This window comes from Variovorax sp. M-6 (assembly GCF_052114385.1).
Taxonomy (GTDB): domain Bacteria; phylum Pseudomonadota; class Gammaproteobacteria; order Burkholderiales; family Burkholderiaceae_C; genus Variovorax.
On record NZ_JBFREQ010000027.1, the window covers coordinates 52791 to 69741 of the forward strand.

8 protein-coding genes are annotated in these 16951 nt (G+C 70.5%); 3 read left to right on the forward strand and 5 right to left on the reverse strand.

Features of this window, described 5'->3' with window-relative positions:
• Positions 1 to 16: 16 nt before the first annotated feature.
• The 5 genes from AB4Z46_RS25945 to hemC all read right to left on the reverse strand — a co-directional run bounded on the left by AB4Z46_RS25945 (position 17) and on the right by hemC (position 5463).
• Positions 17 to 1168 (reverse strand): polysaccharide biosynthesis/export family protein, encoded by a 1152-nt coding sequence (locus tag AB4Z46_RS25945; protein ID WP_442286426.1) that lies wholly within the window; start codon positions 1166 to 1168, stop codon positions 17 to 19.
• A 247-nt stretch (positions 1169 to 1415) separates the two neighbouring features.
• Positions 1416 to 2699, reverse strand: coding sequence for a heme biosynthesis protein HemY (locus AB4Z46_RS25950; RefSeq protein ID WP_442286427.1), 1284 nt, complete (start codon positions 2697 to 2699; stop codon positions 1416 to 1418).
• Positions 2700 to 2715: 16 nt separating this feature from the next.
• Positions 2716 to 3795: a uroporphyrinogen-III C-methyltransferase gene (locus AB4Z46_RS25955; protein ID WP_442286428.1), complete on the reverse strand. Its 1080-nt coding sequence runs from the start codon at positions 3793 to 3795 to the stop codon at positions 2716 to 2718.
• On the reverse strand, positions 3792 to 4550 hold the full coding sequence (locus AB4Z46_RS25960) for a uroporphyrinogen-III synthase (protein WP_442286429.1): 759 nt from the start codon (positions 4548 to 4550) through the stop codon (positions 3792 to 3794). Before AB4Z46_RS25960 ends, AB4Z46_RS25955 begins: the two co-directional genes overlap by 4 nt.
• A 19-nt stretch (positions 4551 to 4569) precedes the next feature.
• On the reverse strand, positions 4570 to 5463 hold the full coding sequence (hemC, locus tag AB4Z46_RS25965) for a hydroxymethylbilane synthase (RefSeq protein ID WP_442286430.1): 894 nt from the start codon (positions 5461 to 5463) through the stop codon (positions 4570 to 4572).
• 95 nt (positions 5464 to 5558) lie between these two features.
• Between hemC and ppc the strand changes: the two genes are divergently transcribed.
• The 3 genes from ppc (at position 5559) to AB4Z46_RS25980 (ending at position 16942) form a co-directional block, all read left to right on the forward strand.
• Entirely contained in the window at positions 5559 to 8405 is a 2847-nt protein-coding gene (gene ppc / locus AB4Z46_RS25970) for a phosphoenolpyruvate carboxylase (RefSeq protein ID WP_442286431.1), read from the forward strand.
• A 150-nt stretch (positions 8406 to 8555) separates the two neighbouring features.
• Entirely contained in the window at positions 8556 to 8774 is a 219-nt protein-coding gene (locus AB4Z46_RS25975) for a hypothetical protein (RefSeq protein ID WP_442286432.1), read from the forward strand.
• Entirely contained in the window at positions 8771 to 16942 is an 8172-nt protein-coding gene (locus tag AB4Z46_RS25980) for a GH36-type glycosyl hydrolase domain-containing protein (protein ID WP_442286433.1), read from the forward strand. Before AB4Z46_RS25975 ends, AB4Z46_RS25980 begins: the two co-directional genes overlap by 4 nt.
• Positions 16943 to 16951 lie beyond the last annotated feature (9 nt).

Consider the following 16951-nt stretch of genomic DNA (forward strand, 5'->3'; position numbering starts at 1 on the left):
GTCACGGTCGGCTCGGTCAGCGGCCGGTGACGGTGAGCGTCTGGTACGAACTCGCCGTCGTGGCGGTCGGCAGGATCAGGTTCAGCACGCGGTTCCACTGCACCAGCGGCACCGGGTCGACATACACCACGTCCTTGGCCTTCAGCGCGAAGCCATTCGCCATCGCAATCGCGGTGGGCGTGCTGGCGTCCAGATGGAAGATCGACTGGCCCTGGGCTTCGTTGCGGATCACGTAGATCTGGCGCGGATTGGCGGTCGACAGGTTGACGCCGCCCACTTCGGTCAGGGCGTCGTTCAGGCTCAGCCGGCCATTGCGCATCAGCACCCCGCCCTGCTGGGTCACCTCACCCATCACTGTGACCTTGCGCTCTTCGCGGCCACGCACATAGATCATGTCGCCCGGGCGCAGCGGGAGGCGGCTGGGATTGATCCCGGCATCGGCCATCGCCAACATGTCGAGGGGGATCGTCTTGCCGTCGCGCGTCAGGTCGATCGATGAACGGTCGCCGTTCGGGGTCACGCCGCCCGCGCGGTTGATCGCTTCCGCCAAGGTCATCGGAATGTCCGTGAACAGGATCAGTCCGGGTGTACGGACCTCGCCGTCCATGTAGGCGCGCTTGCTGCGGAAGGCCTCGACCCGGACACTGATCTGCGGGTCCTTGAAGACGCGCGCGAGGCGCTTCACCACCGCCTGCTCCATCTCCTGGATGGTCATCCCCGCCACCTTGAGTGGCCCGATGTACGGGAAACTCAACTGGCCGGTGTTGGAGACGATGTAGCCGGGTGCGGGAGAGACGCTGGCGGGGTCGGCCACCGTGGTCGCGGGAACCGAGCTGAACACCATCTCCGGATGGTCGAACACCACGATGCCCACAACATCGCCGGGACCGATCCGGTAGGGCTCCGTCGGGCCCAGCAGACCCATCACTTCGGGGCCGAGCTTGGTCTGGCGCGTGGCGGCGCGATGCGCCCCGATCAAGACAGGTGTGATCTCGGTCAACGCACCCGCAGGCGGCGGATCGATCTCTGCCGTCGAAAAACCGGCCGGCGACACAGCTCGCTCGGCATCGTTGCTGGCCGAACGGAAGCCCGGCGCCAGTGGCGCGCAGCCCTGTACCAGCACGCCCGCCGAAACCAGCAGCGCGGCATGTAGTAAAAAATGCTTCAAGTGCAGCTCCGCATGGTGACCCTGAAATGAATACTTTTGCAAACAGTTACGAACTGTACATCAGGTGCGGGGGCGACTCAAATCCTTTCTTGGCGTAGAACTTTAGTCAGAGGAATTATTTCTGGTCAGGCGGGGAAATCGCACGTTTCCGGGAATTTCCTGAACCGAACCCCGTCCGCAGCGGCAAATCTTCCGCTTCTCGTGCTATTAATTCAATAGCATCAAAGCCGCATGCAGCGGTACAAACCTACGGATTTTCCGACTGCGCGGCGCGCTTCCAGGCGGCCGAAGCCTGGTCGGCGTCGTCGCGCGCCTCGGCCAGTTGCGCCAGCGCTTGCCAAGCCCGCCGATGCAGGTTCGCATCCTGAAGCCCCAGGCCAGCCTGTGTGAGCAACTGTTGCGCCTTGCCCCACAACTGGCGCTTCATGCAGGCCATGCCCGCCAGGTACTGCAGATTGGCATCGCGCGGATTGTTCCGCTGCGCCGACTCGATCCGCGACAGCCAGTCGGCATCGACCGAATCGAGACCCGCTTCCAGCGCCTGGACCAGCTTCACGCGCAAGGATTCACCCAGGCTCTGCGGATGCTCGACCATGCGCGCCCAGGCCGGCAGCAGCCAGGCGCGCGCCAGTGCGAGGTCGCCGCGCAGCGCCACCATGCGCTGGGCCGCATGGATCGCGACCTCGGGCATCTCGCGTTCCCAGGTCTCGAGTTCGCCCCAGGCGCGCAGCAACTGGGCGGGGTCGTGGGCACCCGAGAGCAGCTCGGTGGCCAGCCCGCGCACGATGCTCTGCGCCGCGGCATCCGAGAAAGCCCGGTGCTTGGCCAGCAGACGGGCGGTCTCGAGGGCTTCGAGCGTGCGCCGATCCTGCCTTGCCGCCTTCAGCCGCAGCCGCAGTGCCAGCGTGCGCCGCTGGGCGCCCTGCGGCAGTTCCTCGAGCCGCGCCAAAGCCGCCGGCGCGTCCCGATCGTCGAGCGCCCAACGGGCGGCACGCAGCTGCACGCCTTCGCGCGTTTCGGGCGTGACCAGCACGCCGCGCTCGGCACTCTCGTTGAGCGCCTGCTGCAGGTGGGCGTCGCGTGCCGGGCGGTCCTGCAGCGATTGCGCGCTCTCGGCCGCCAGCAGATGCGCCAGCACCCGCACTTGCAGGGCCTGCGGCAGGCGGGCATCGAGCGCGGCCAGCCTTCTCTCCTGCGCCAGCGCCGCCTGTGCCGCCTTGCGCGCTCGCGAGAAACGGCCGGCCAGCAGTTGCGCAGCGGCATCGAGCAGGGCCACATGCAGCGCGCGCTCCTTTTGCTGCAGCCGCCACTGGCGCGCCTGCTTCGGCAGCGAAAACAGCGCTGCGAGGCCGCGAAGCGCCAAGTGCAGCAGCACGAACGCGGCGAACAGCAGCAGCAGCACCAGGTTCAGCGAGAGGTCGACCCGCCAGGGCGGCCAGAAGACGGTGATCGTGCCCTGGTTGTTGCCGGCGAACAATGCCACCGCGGCGGCGATGCCGAACAGGGCGAGGAACCAGAGGACGGCGCGCATGGCTTCCGGGCCTGTCCTAGCGCCCGGCGGCGGCCGTGGCGAGCGCGGCCAGGGTTTCGTCGACGCGCGGCGGCTCGCTGGTGCGGATCTGAGCCTGCACCTGCTGCACCAGCGTGGCCGCGGCCTGGACCCGGCGCGAGGCCGGATCGAAATAACGGTTGATCGCCGCCGAGACGGTCGCCATCTCGCCGCGCGCCGTGTCTACCTGCCTCGACAGCAGGGCCAGGCGGGCATTGAGCAGCTTGAGCTTGAGGTTCTCGCGCAGGAAGAAGGTCTGCTCGGGGGTCAGCAGCACCGCCTCGGGCCGCTCGATGCGCCCGACGCGCAGCAGCGAGCGGGCCTCGGTGCGCACCATCACCAGGAAGCGCTGCCACCAGGGCGCATCGGCCGGCAGCGGTTCGGCCTGCAAGGTGTCCGACCCGCCGCGACGCAGCGCCACGGCGTTGAGCGCCGGCAGGTCGTCCACGCCGCGCATGAGTTCGTCGAGCTTCTGCAGCGCATCGCTGTTGTCGACGCTGGCGCTGCTGCGAAGGCGGTCGGCGTCGTGCTGCATGGCGCGCTGCAGCGGCGCGAGGCGCGGTTGCGCCGCGCGCGCAATACGCAGATCGCCGGCCTTGAGCGCGGCCAGCAGCGGCTGCACATTGCCGGTGACCTGCGCCTGCTGCAGCGCCAGCCGCACGGCGGCCTCGATGTCGATCACCAGGTTCTCGTCGCGCGAACGCGAAAGGCTCTGCATCAGTTCTTCGAGCTGGGAGCGTTGCAGTGCGACCTCGCCGACCCGGGTTTCGGCCAGCGCCAGACGGGCTGCGGTGTCGCGCACGACTTCCTGCGCCTGGCGCGCCAGGGTGCGGGCCTCCAGCGACTGGGCCAGGGCATCGGCGCTCTGGCGGGCCAATTGCTCCTGCATGCCGCTGACCTTCTGCCAGAGTGCCAGCGCGATCAGCAACGCGACCACCGCGACGATCGCAAGCAGGCCGAACGCCAGCCGCGCCAGCAGCGCCGCTGCGGCCGAATGGCCGGCCGGCACAGGGGTCGGGGTCGGCGCGCGCAGCGCGGGTTCCGGCACGGGCTCGTTGAAGACGGGAGCGTCGCTCATGCGAAGGATTCTATCGACGCGATCAGCGCCGCAAGCGTTGGCCGCGAGACCTGGACGCGGCCGAATCCCGCGTCGCGCGCGGCATCGGCAATGCGATCGTGCGTGACGAGCGCGCGTGCCGCCCCCCAGCCGACGCCAGGCATCAGCTGGCGCAGGTTGCCGATCGCCTCCGAACTGCTGAAGAGCCAGGTCGCGGCACCGCTGGCGCCGTCGATGGCCAGCCTGCGCTCGGCCTCGCCGAAGGGCGGCGGCAGCCGCCGGTAGGCCGCCACGGCATCGCAGGCGCCGCCGGCGGCCGCGATTTCGCGGGCCAGCCAGTCGCGCCCCGTGGCTTGGCCCGCGGCGTTACCGCCCCGGACGATCAGGATCCGCACGCCCGGACCCACCTGCGCGCGGGCGAGAGCCCACAGGTTTTCGGAATCGAACTGCGCCGCATCGGCCGGTGGTGCGTCGATCGCCGATGCCGGCACCCCGGCCTCGCGCAAGCCGCGGGCGGTGCCCGGGCCGGTGGCCCAGAAGCGCAGGTGCGTCGGCAGGCGAAGGTCGATGCCGCGAAAGAAATGCTCGGCCGCGGCAGCGCTCACGAACATCAGCGCGTGGTAGTCGGAAAGGCGCCGCCAGGCGGCGTGAAGCGGCGCCGGATCTTCGAGCGGCTCGATCGCGATCAATGGCAGCGCCACGGCCTCCAGCCCCGCCGCGTGCAGGTCGTCCACCCATCGCGCGGCCTCTCTGGCCGGCCGTGTGATCAACAGCATGGGCAAGCCTGGCGACGCCTCATGTCTGGAGCAGGCGCGCCACCGCTTCGCCCAGCGCCGTCGCTTGCGCGGCGTCGGCGGCCTCGGCCACCCGATGCACGCGCACCAGCGGCGCCACGCCTTCGGGATCGCCCAGGGCGGCGTCAATGCGCAGGCGGCCGTCGGCCTGCCAGCGCGCGTGCGCGGCCAGCGGCATCGAGCAGCTGCCGCCGAGGGCGCGGCTGACGGCCCGTTCGGCCGCGGTCGCGAGGCCGTCGCCGCCGCTGGCCAGGGGCGCCAGCAGCGTAAACAGGTCGGCGCGGTCGGACCGGACCTCGATGCCCAGCGCGCCCTGCCCGGCGGCGGGCAGCATCGTGTCGGGTTCGAAGCACTCGCGGATGCGGCTCTCCAGACCGAGCCGCTTGAGCCCGGCGGCGGCGAGCACGATCGCGTCGTACTGGCCCTCGTCGAGCTTGCGCAGCCGGGTGTCGAGGTTGCCGCGCAGGGGCTCGATGCGCAGATCGGGCCGCAGCGCGCGCAGCAGCACGACGCGGCGCAGGCTGGAGGTGCCGACCACCGCACCCTGCGGCAGGGCGGCCAGCGAGGCATGGCGCGGCGACACCAGCGCGTCGCGCGGATCTTCGCGCTCGAGCACGCAGGCCAGCGCGAAACCCTCGGGCAGATCCATCGGCACATCCTTGAGCGAATGCACCGCGATGTCGGCGCGCCCTTCCTCGAGCGCGAGTTCGAGTTCCTTGACGAACAGCCCCTTGCCGCCGACCTTGCTGAGCGAGCGGTCGAGGATCTGGTCGCCGCGGGTGGTCATGCCGAGCAGTTCCACCGCATGGCCCTGTTCTTGCAGCAGCGCCTGAACGTGTTCGGCCTGCCACATGGCCAGGCGGCTTTCGCGCGTGGCGATCACGATGTTGCTCAAGACCGTTTTCCGTATGAAAGAGAGACCCGTGGGATGCTAGCATGTTGCGCCGCAGCAACGTCGGCATGTCCCCTGTCCACGAGGAGAAGTTTCGAATGAAGACGAGCCCCGCACCGGTTGCCGCGAAGCGCCGGACCCGTGACGAAGACCTGCCCCTGGTCGCCGACATCCGGCTCCTGGGCCGCATCCTCGGCGACGTGATCCGCGAACAGGAGGGGGAGGACAGCTACGCGCTGGTGGAGAAGATCCGCACCCTGTCGGTGGCCTTCCGGCGCGATGCCGACCATGCGGCGGACCGGGCGCTGAAGAACCTGCTGAAGGGACTGAGCGCGGCCGAGACGGTGAGCGTGATTCGCGCCTTCACCTATTTCAGCCACCTGGCCAACCTGGCCGAGGACCGGCACCAGATCCGCCGCCACACCGAGGCCGAACGCGCCGGCGAGAGCGCCGAAGGCAGCCTGGAGACCGCGCTGGCGCGCATCCGCAAGGCCGGCATCAAGCCCGAGGCGGTGGTCGAGTCGCTGGCCCGCAGCTACGTCTCGCCGGTGCTCACCGCGCACCCGACCGAGGTCCAGCGCAAGAGCATCCTGGACGCCGAGCGCGCCATCGCGCAGCTGCTCGCCGCGCGCGACGAGATCGCATTGCGGCAGCGCGCCTTCGCTGCGGCCAAGGATGCCCTGACGCCGCTGGAGTACGCCGACAACGAGCGCCAGATGCGCACGCGCGTCACCCAGCTCTGGCAGACGCGGCTGCTGCGCTTTTCCAAGCTCACGGTGGCCGACGAGATCGAGAACGCACTGAGCTACTACGAGGCGACCTTCCTACGCGAAATCCCGCGGGTCTATGCCGAACTCGAGAAGGCCCTGGCCCAAGGCGCCAGCGTGCCCTCGGTGGCCCCCTTCCTGCGCATGGGCCAATGGATCGGCGGCGACCGCGACGGCAACCCCAACGTGACCGCCGACACGCTGGAGTACGCACTGCGCCGGCAGAGCGAACTGGCGCTGCGCCACTACCTGACCGAAGTGCACTACCTGGGCGGCGAGCTGTCGCTGTCGGCCACGCTGGTGGACGTGTCGGTCGAGATGCAGGCGCTGGCCGAGCGCTCGCCCGACAGGAACGAGCACCGGGTCGACGAGCCCTATCGCCGCGCGCTGACCGGCATCTATTCGCGGCTGGCCGCCACCCTGCGCGAGCTGACCGGCGGCGAAGCCGCGCGCCATGCGGTGGCGCCGCAGAACCCGTATGCCACGGCCGAGGAGTTCCTGGCCGACCTGCACACCATCGAGGAGTCGCTGGCCGACAAGCACGGCACCGTGCTCGCCGCCCCGCGCCTGCATCCTCTGATCCGCGCGGTGGAGGTGTTCGGCTTCCACCTCGCGACCGTCGACCTGCGCCAGAGCTCCGACAAGCACGAGGCGGTGGTCGCGGAGCTGCTGGCCACGGCGCGCATCGAGCCCGGCTATGCGGCGCTGGCGGAAGAGGACAAGCAGGCGCTGCTGCTGCGCCTGCTCGACGATGCGCGCCCCTTGCGCGTGCCCGACGCCGACTACTCGGCGCTCGCCAGGAGCGAACTCGCGATCTTCGCGGCCGCACGCACCGCCCGCGCGCGCTTCGGCGCGGCGGCGATCCGCCACTACATCATCAGCCACACCGAGACCGTGAGCGACCTGTTGGAGGCGCTCCTGCTCCAGAAGGAAGTGGGATTGCTGCGCGGCACGTTGGCCGACAACGCCACCTGCGACCTGATCGTGGTGCCGCTGTTCGAGACCATCGAGGACTTGCGCAACGCGGCGCCGATCGTGCGCGCTTTCTATGCGCTGCCCGGCATCCATGCGCTGGTCCAGCGCTCGGGCGCCGAGCAGGACGTGATGCTGGGCTACAGCGACAGCAACAAGGACGGCGGCATCTTCACCAGCAACTGGGAGCTGTACCGCGCCGGGCTGGCGCTGGTGACGCTGTTCGACGACTTGAATGCCCATGGTGGCGTGGCGATCCGGCTTCGCATGTTCCATGGCCGCGGCGGCACGGTGGGACGCGGCGGCGGCCCGAGCTACCAGGCGATCCTGGCGCAGCCACCGGGCACGGTGCGCGGCCAGATCCGCCTGACCGAGCAGGGCGAGGTGATCGGCTCGAAGTACGCCAACAGCGAGATCGGGCGGCGCAACCTCGAGACGCTGGTGGCCGCGACGCTCGAGGCCACGCTGCTGCCGACCGCCAAGGCGGCGCCCGCCACCTTCGTCGCCGCAGCGGCCGAGTTGTCCGCAGCCAGCATGGCGGCCTACCGGGCACTGGTCTACGAGACGCCGGGCTTCGGCGACTACTTCTTCAGCGCCACGCCGATCCGCGAGATCGCCGAGCTCAACATCGGTTCGCGCCCGGCCTCGCGCAACCCGAGCCGCAGCATCGAGGACCTGCGCGCCGTGCCCTGGAGCTTCAGCTGGGGCCAGTGCCGCCTGACGCTGCCGGGCTGGTACGGCTTCGGCTCGGCCATCGAGCGCTTCCTCGCCCAGGCCGCCAACCCGGCCGCGCGCAAGGAGCGCCAGGCGCTGCTGCAGCGCATGTACGCGCAATGGCCCTTTTTCCGCACGCTGCTGTCGAACATGGACATGGTGCTGGCCAAGAGCGACCTGGCGCTGGCCTCGCGCTACTCGGAGCTGGTGGCCGAGAAGAAGCTGCGGCAGAAGGTGTTCTCGATGATCGAAGCGGAATGGCACCGCACCTCCGAGGCGCTGACGCTGATCACCGGCGCGAAGCAGCGCCTGGAGGGCAATGCCGACATGCAGCGCTCGATCCGGCATCGCTTTCCCTACATCGACCCGCTGCATCACCTGCAGGTCGAACTGATGCGCCGCTACCGCGCGGGCCAGGTCGACGAGCGGCTGCAGAAGGGCATCCACATGTCGATCAACGGCGTGGCGGCGGGATTGCGAAACACCGGCTAGCGGATCGGCGCAGGAGATGTACGCCATCTCCTACACCAATTCACGGCGAAGGCGATAAAAAGGCCATTGGCGCAAGAGTACCCTGTCCCCTACGTTCACAGCTCTCGCGATCGCGCGGCGGCTCGAGGGTCGTTCACAGGAATCTTCGCCATGTCTTCCCCGCAATCGCTTGCCCGTTCCCAGATCGACTTCGTCAGCGGTGACTTCGAAGCGCTGGCATTGCACATGCGACATTGCGCGCTCGCTCAGGGACGGTGGTTCGCGCTACGGAACAGCCTGCAGCGGGTGCGCTCGGTCGCCGCTGGCCGCATCGTGACGATGGCGTGCGTCGCCGTGGTGCTCGCCATCGGACTGTTCGCGTTCGCTTGAGCGCCGCGGCGGTCGTCGACCGGCTCGACTCCCTCAGCCAGTACGCGCGCAACCTTCTCCTCGCTCCGCACGAACCGGTCGAAGCACCGATCCGCGCCGAGTTGTTCGGCGCGCAACGCTTCGAGCAGCACGGCCACAGCCTGGCGCGCGCGCAGGCGGTGCATCAGGGCCCCTCCGGCGGCGACAGCACACCCTTCTTCCCGCGGGTCCACGAGAACCTGGAATCGCTGCGCGACGCCTTCGACTACATCGCGCTGATCTCGCAGAGCGGCCGCTACGTGACGCCGGCCGCCGAATGGCTGCTCGACAACTTCCACCTCGTGGAGGCGCAGCTGCAGCAGATCCACGAAGGCGTGCCGCGCAGCTACTACGCGCGACTGCCCAAGCTCGCGGCGGCGCCGCTGGCAGGGCTGCCGCGCGTGTACGGCATCGCCTGGGCCTATGTGGCCCACACCGACAGCGTGCTGAACAAGGCGCTGTTCACCGCCTTTCTCAACGCCTACCAGGACATCGACGAGCTCACCCTCGGCGAGCTGTGGGCACTGCCGACCACGCTGCGCGTGGTGCTGCTGGAGAACCTGCGGCGAGTGGCCGAGAGCATCGCCGTGAACAAGGTGGCGCGCGAGGTCGCGCATGCCGTCTGGGACACGGCCGACACCCTGTCTGCGCAGGACCTCGACGTGCTCTACCGGGCGCTGCAGAGCCGCGGCATGCAGGAGAGCTATCTCACCCAGCTCTGGCAGCGGCTGCCGGTGGAGCACGGCGAGCAGGCGCCCGCACTCGTCAAGTGGACCGAACAGCACTGCCCGAGCGGGCCGGCGCTGATCGCCGACGCCCAGACCGCGCAGGCCGCCGCCAACCTCACGGTCGGGAACATCATCACCACGCTGCGCATGATCGGCCAGGTCGAATGGGCCGACCTGATCGAGCCGGTCAGCCGCTCCTTGCGCGTGCTGCGCGAGCTCCCCAGCTTCAGCCGCGAGAGCGAGCTCACGCGCCAGCAGATCACGCACGCGATGGAACAGGTGGCGCGCAGCAGCCGTCGGCCGGAGCGCGAAGTGGCGCAGGCAGTGGTCGGCCTGGCGTGGCAGGCGGCCGGCGATGCCACCAGCGCGCAGGACGAGGAGGCGCGCTGGTCGCAGGCCGAGCGCACGGCGGGCTACTACCTCTTCGGAGAAGGCCGCCCGGCGCTGATCGCCGCGCTCGCGCCGGCGCGCGTCGGCGGTGCGGCAATGGCCGTGCGGCGCCGGATCCTGCCTCGCAACTGGCGTCTCATGCTGTACATCGCCACGGTCCTTGCCGGCACCGCGCTGCTGCTCGCCGCGGCGGTGCAGGGCCTGGACCGTCGCGGCTGGCCCGAGGCCGGATGGACCTCGGTGGTGGCCCTGGGGCTGCTCGCCTGGCCGCTGTCCGAAGCGGTGATCGCGCTGGTGCACCGCATCGTGGCCGAGTCGACCCGGGTCCGGCCGCTGCCGCGGCTGGATTTCGCCGCCGGCATTCCCGAGATGCACCGCGTGCTGGTGGTCGTGCCTTCGATGCTGAGCTCGATCGAGGCCAACGCCCAGCTCGCGCATCGCCTCGAACTGCATTGGCTCGCGAACCGCGAGGACCATGCGCAGTTCGCGCTCCTGACCGACTGGAACGACGCCGCCCAAGCCTCGATGCCCGGTGACGCGGCACTGCTCGACGACGCGACGCACCGAATCGCCGCGCTCAACGACAGCTACCCTCCTCCTGGCGGCGCCGGCAGCCCGCCACGATTCGTGCTGCTGCACCGGCCGCGCAGCTGGTCCGACACCGAGCGGCGCTGGATGGGCTGGGAGCGAAAACGCGGCAAGCTCGAGATGCTGCTGCGCCTGCTGGCCACGGGCGACGCGAGCGGCTTCGTGCCGATGGACGGCGGCGAACAGCTGGCCGCACGGATCCCCTACGTGATGACGCTCGACAGCGACACCGGCCTGCCACCGGGCACGCTGCGCGAGCTGGTCGCGGTGGCGGCGCATCCGCTGAATGCGCCGCAGATCGACGCTGCAGCCCGTCGCGTGACGGCCGGCTTCGGCATCCTCCAGCCGCGCATCGTCACCCCTTTCCCCGAGCGTGAGGAGCGCTCGCACTTCCACTGGATGTTCGCGGGCCAGTGCGGGCTCGACCCCTACAGCAACAGCGCCTCCGACATCTATCAGGACGTCTTCGGTACCGGCTCCTTCACCGGCAAGGGCATGCTCAACGTGCAAGCCGTGCACGCCACGCTCGACCGGCGCCTTCCCGAAGGCGCGGTGCTGAGCCACGACCTGCTCGAAGGCACGGTGGCGCGCTGCGCCGTGGTGAGCGACCTGGTGCTGATCGAGGACCATCCGCACCATGCCGGCGTCGCCGCCTCGCGCGTGCACCGATGGACCCGTGGCGACTGGCAGCTGCTGCCGCTGATGCTGCGTGCGCGACGCTTCGGCATCGACGCGCTGGGGCTCTGGAAGATGAGCGACAACCTGCGCCGGGCGTTGGTCGTGCCGGCCTCGGCCGCCCTCCTCGCCTGGGTCGTCTTCACGGATTCGCTGCCGCTGTCCTGGGCGCTCGCGGCAGTGGCCGCCGCCCTCGCGCTCGGGCCGCTGCTGGGCGCCCTGGCAGGGCTGGTGCCGACACGGCGCTCGATCGAGCTGCCGCACTTCTTCGACGTCGGCGCCACCGAGCTGCTGCGCGCGATGGCCGGCGCCGCCTGGCAGTTCGTGCAACTGGCCGCCCAGGCGCGCCTGCTGCTCGATGCGAGCGCACGCGCGGCCTGGCGCCTGCTCGTGACCCGCCGTCATCTGCTCGAATGGACCACCGCCGCGCAGGCCCAGGCGCAGGCGCGCTACGAGCTCGACGGCTTCCTGCGTGGCGCGGCGCTCACGAGCCTGGCCTGCGTCACTCTCGCCGTGGCGTCGTTCTGGAGCCCGCATCCCTGGCTGGGCGCCTCGGTGTTCGTGCTGTGGGCGCTGGCGCCGGTCGCCGCCTGGTGGAGCAGCCGCACGCCGACCGGGACCCCGAACGAACTCGGCGCCGAGCGCCGCGACTACCTCGAGACACTGGCACGCGACACCTGGCATTTCTTCGAGCATCTGGTCGGGCCCGAGGACAACCACCTGCCGCCCGACAACCTGCAATTCGAACCCGAACGGACCGTCGCGCACCGCACCTCGCCGACCAACATCGGCGTGTACTTGCTGGCCTGCTGCTGCGCGCGCGAGTTCGGATGGATCGACACGCGGGTGCTGCGCGAACGGCTCGCCGCGACGCTCGACACGATCGACCGCCTCGACAAGCACGAGGGCCATCTCTACAACTGGTACGACACGCAGTCGCTGCGGATGCTGCCGCCGGCCTATGTCTCCAGCGTCGACAGCGGCAACCTCGCGGGTCACCTGATCGCCGTGGCGCAGGCCTGCCGCAGCTTCGCCGCCGCGCCTGCCGACGCAGCCGACAGCGCCGCCCTCGAAGCGCTGGCACAGCGCTGCGAGACCCTGTGCGCCGGAATGGATTTCCGCGGCCTCTACGACACCAAGCGCCACCTGTTCCACATCGGCCTGCGCGTGGAAGACAACCTGCTCGACGCCAGCTACTACGACCTGCTGGCCTCGGAATCGCGGCTCTTGAGTTTCCTGGCGATCGCCAAGGGCGACGTGCCGCGGCGCCACTGGATGGCGCTCGGCCGGCCCTTCCTGTCGGTCGGCGTGAAGCCCGGGCTCAAGTCCTGGTCGGGCTCGATGTTCGAGTACCTGATGCCGACGCTGGTGATGGCCGAACCCGTGGGCGGCCTGCTGCAGGTCGCGAACCTGGCCGCGATCGGCGAGCAACAGTCCTTCGGCAGCGCCCAGGGCCTGCCCTGGGGCGTCTCCGAATCGGCCTACTTCGCGCGCGACCATTCGCTCGCCTACCAGTACTCGCCCTTCGGCGTGCCGCGGCTCGCGCTGCGCCGCACGCCGCCGGCCGACCGGGTGGTGGCGCCCTACGCGAGCGCCATGGCGGCCGTGCTCGTTCCGGGCGACGCGGTCGTGAACCTGCGGCTGCTCGAATCGCTCGGCGCACGCGGCGAGTTCGGCTTCTATGACGCGATCGACTTCACCGTCTCGCGGCAGCCGGAGGGCCAGGCCTTCACGGTGGTGCGCAACGTGATGGCGCACCACCAGGGCATGACGCTGGTGGCCCTTTGCAATGCGGTGCGCGACGGCGCGCCGCGCCGCTGGTTCGGCAGCGCGCCGTTGGTGCAGGCGCACGCATCGCTGCTGCACGAGCGCACGCCGCGGCAGATCATCGGCAGCGCCGATCCGCGCACGCCGCCCGAGCCGGCGACCGGCGAGGCACCGCCGGTCTTCCAGCCGCGCACGGTCGACCCGATGGCCACCGGCTTCCAGCCCAGCCACCTGCTGTCGAACGGCCGCTACACCGTGGCGCTGCGTGCCAACGGCGCCGGCGTGAGCCGCTGGCGCTCCTTCAACGTCAGCCGCTGGCGAGACGATCCGCTGCGCGACGGCTACGGCACCTTCTTCTACGTGCGCGATACGCAGACGCACGCGCTCAATTCCCTGACCGCCCTGCCCGCGCCCGGTCCCGGCTGGCGCTACCGGGCCCGCTTCCTGGCCGACCAGGTGCAGTTCGACGCCAGCGGCCCCGGCCTGCAGGCGCGGATCACCGTGCTCATCAGCCCTGAGGACGACACCGAGCTGCGCACGATCGCGCTGCACAACACCGGCGACGAGACCCGCACGCTCGAACTGATCTCCTACTTCGAGCCGGTCCTGTCCAACCCGAAGGCCGACGAGGCGCATCCGGCCTTTGCCAACCTGTTCGTCGAAAGCCGCTGGGAGCCGGGCTGGCGCGCGCTGCTGATGGTGCGCAAGCCCCGCCTGCACGGCGACCCGGTGGTGGCCGCCGCGCATTTCGTCGCCGCGGTCGACGCGCAGGTGCTGGCCGTCGACTGCATGACCGACCGCCGCGCCTTCATCGGGCGCAACCGCACGCTGGCCGCGCCCGCGCTCGACGCCCAGCCGCTGGCCGCCGACGGCACGCAGATCAACGGCCTCGATCCGATCGCCTGCCTGCGCGTCACGCTGTCGATCGCGCCGGGCGCCACCGCGCGCGTGACCTTTGCCACCGCGGCCGACGACAACGTGGAGGCCCTGATGCCCAGCATCGACCGCTACCTGCAACCGATGCACGTCGAGCGCGCGACCCGCATGGCCGCCACGCTGGCGCAGGTGCGGCTGCGCGACCTCAGCATCGATCCGGCCAAGAACCTGGCGCTGCAGGACCTCACGACCATCCTGACCTACACCACGCCGCGCGTGATGCGCGATCGCGGACTGATCGACCTGCGGCAGATCTGGCGCTTCGGCATTTCCGGCGACAAGCCGATCGTGCTGGTCACCATCCATTCGATGGCCGGCAAAGGCCTGGTCGACACGCTGCTGCGTGCCCAGCCCTGGTGGGGCTTCGGCGGCGTGGCCTGCGACCTGGTGGTGCTCAACAGTGAGCCGCACTCCTACCTGATGCCGTTGCAGCGCGAAATCGAGGCGCTGCGCAGCCGAGTCGCGCAGCAGACGCAGAACAGCTTCCCGCGCAACGACGCGGCCGGCTTCTACCTGCTGCGCGATGCCGAGGTCGCGCCCTCCGAGAAGGCGGCGCTGTCGAGCCTGGCGCGGGTGGTCTTCACCGCCGACGGACGTGCGCTCGAGGCGCAGGTGGCGGCGCTGCGCGAGGCCACGGCCGCGCTGGTCGAGGAGCCCGGCAGGCCGGCGCGCTCCGCGCCGCCGCCGGCCGCCCTTCCGGCAGCCGCACCCGTGGCGCCGCAGGGCGACTTCGACGCCGCGAGCGGCGAGTTCCGTTTCGAGGTCGACGCCGGGCACCGCACCGCCAGGCCCTGGATCAACGTGATCGCCAATGCCGGCTTCGGCTTTCAGATCTCCGAATCGGGCACCGGCTACACCTGGGCCATCAACAGCCGGCTGCACCAGGTCACGCCCTGGTCCAACGACCCGGTGCAGGACCCGGCCTTCGAGCACTACCTGCTGCAGGATCTCGACTCGCTCGAACTGCTCCCGCTCACGCCGGCGGCCCGTGGCACCAGCGCGGCCACGCATCGCGTGCGCCATGGCCAGGGCTACACGGTGTTCGAATGCCAGCACCGCGACGTCGCGCTGACGACCACTTTCTTCGCCGATCGCGACGAGCGGATCAAGCTGGTGCAGGTGAAGGTGCGCAACGACGGCACGGCGGTCCGCCGCCTGCGCGCGCTCGCGATGGTCGAGTGGCAGCTCGGCGCGGCCCGCGGCGAGCGCCGCACGGTCCACACCTGGAAGCCCGAGGAGCTGCCGGCCGTGTTCGGCCAGCAGCGCGAATCGAGCGCCGGCTTCGGCGGCAGCACCGGCTTCGTCGCCATCGCCGGCCTCAACGGGGCGACGCAATGGACCTGCGACCGCAGCGAGTTCTTCAACGGCCGAGGCACCATCGAGTTGCCCGACAGCCTCGCAGCGCGCGGCGGCAGCGGCCTCGACGCCTGCGCGGCAGTGGCCGGCGAATTCAGCCTCGCTGCCGGCGCGAGCGCCAGCTTCAGCTTCATGCTGGGCCAGGCCGACGATGCCGAGGCCGCCATGCAGCTGGCGCGCCGCTGGCAACAGCGCGACGTCGCCGAAGCCCTGGCGCAGGCGCGCGGCTTCTGGGATGAACTGCTGGGCCGGCTGCAGGTGCGCACGCCCGATCCGCTCTTCGATGCGATGGTGAATCGCTGGCTGATGTACCAGACCCTCGCCTGCCGGCTCTGGGCCAAGGCCGGCTTCTACCAGGCCGGCGGCGCCTTCGGCTTCCGCGATCAGCTGCAGGACGCGATGGCCTTCGCGCTGACCGATCCGGCCCGGCTGCGCGAGCAGATCCTGGTCAACGCGGCGCGGCAGTTCCCCGAAGGCGACGTGCAGCACTGGTGGCACATGCCGGGCGGCGCCGGTGTGCGCACCCATTTCTCGGACGACCTGCTGTGGCTGCCCTATGCCGCGGCGCATTACGTGGAAATCACGGCGGACCGCTCGGTGCTGGACGAGCGGGTGCCCTTCGTCGAAGGCCCCGAGATCCCGGCCGGTGCCGAGGACGCCTACTATCCGCCGCGCACGAGCGAGCAGAGCGCGAGCCTCTACGAGCACGGCGCGCGCGCCATCGACAAGAGCCTTGCGACCGGCGTGCACGGCCTTCCCCTGATGGGCACCGGCGACTGGAACGACGGCATGAACCGCGTCGGCCACGAGGGCCGCGGCGAATCCGTCTGGCTGGCCTGGTTCCTCTGCAGCGTGGTCGAGCGCTACGCGCCCTTCGCCGAGGCGCGTGGCGAGCGGGCGCGGGCGCAACGCTGGCAAACGGCGCGGCAGGGCTGGATCACGGCGCTGCACGCAGCCGGTTGGGACGGTGCCTGGTTCCGGCGCGCCTTCTTCGACGACGGCGCGCCGCTGGGCTCGGCGCTCAACGACGAATGCGCCATCGACCTGATCGCGCAAGCCTGGTCGCAGCTCTCGGGGGCCTCGGACGAGGCGCACACGGCGCAGGCGCTGGCGTCGATGAAGCAGCACCTGCACGACGAGCCTCTCGGGCTGATGCGGCTGCTGGATCCGCCGTTCGCGCAGGCATCGAACAACCCCGGCTACATCCAGGCCTATCCGCCCGGGGTGCGCGAGAACGGCGGCCAGTACTCCCATGCCGCGGTGTGGGCCCTGATGGCGCAGGCGCAGCACGGCGACGTCGAGGCCGCCTGGCAGACCTTCGAGGGCCTGAGCCCGGCACACCGCGCGCGCCATCCGGAGCGCGGACCGGCCTACGAGATCGAGCCCTATGTGATGGCGGGCGACGTCTACAGCGCCGCGCCCTATGCGGGTCGCGGCGGCTGGAGCTGGTACACGGGCTCGGCCGCGTGGCTGCACCGCGCGGCCGTCGAGACCCTGCTGGGCCTCGCGGTGCGCGGCGACCAGCTCTCGCTGACGCCGCGGGTGCCGGCGCACTGGCCGGGGTTCGAGATCGTGCTGCGGCTGGCCGGGAAGCGGATCACCCTGCGCCACGGAGAGTCCGGACCGCAGCCCGCCACGCACCACGTGGGCGTCGGCGACTGGGTGATCTGGCGCGTGTGGCCGGACGGGGCGGTGGTGCAGGTGGGCTAGATCGTCGCG

Coding starts and splice junctions, on each gene's coding strand:
- AB4Z46_RS25950 (WP_442286427.1), bottom strand. CDS start 2,699: ATGCGCGCCGTCCTCTGGTTCCTCGCCCTGTTCGGCATCGCCGCCGCG.
- AB4Z46_RS25955 (WP_442286428.1), bottom strand. CDS start 3,795: ATGAGCGACGCTCCCGTCTTCAACGAGCCCGTGCCGGAACCCGCGCTG.
- AB4Z46_RS25960 (WP_442286429.1), bottom strand. CDS start 4,550: ATGCTGTTGATCACACGGCCGGCCAGAGAGGCCGCGCGATGGGTGGAC.
- ppc (WP_442286431.1), top strand. CDS start 5,559: ATGAAGACGAGCCCCGCACCGGTTGCCGCGAAGCGCCGGACCCGTGAC.
- AB4Z46_RS25975 (WP_442286432.1), top strand. CDS start 8,556: ATGTCTTCCCCGCAATCGCTTGCCCGTTCCCAGATCGACTTCGTCAGC.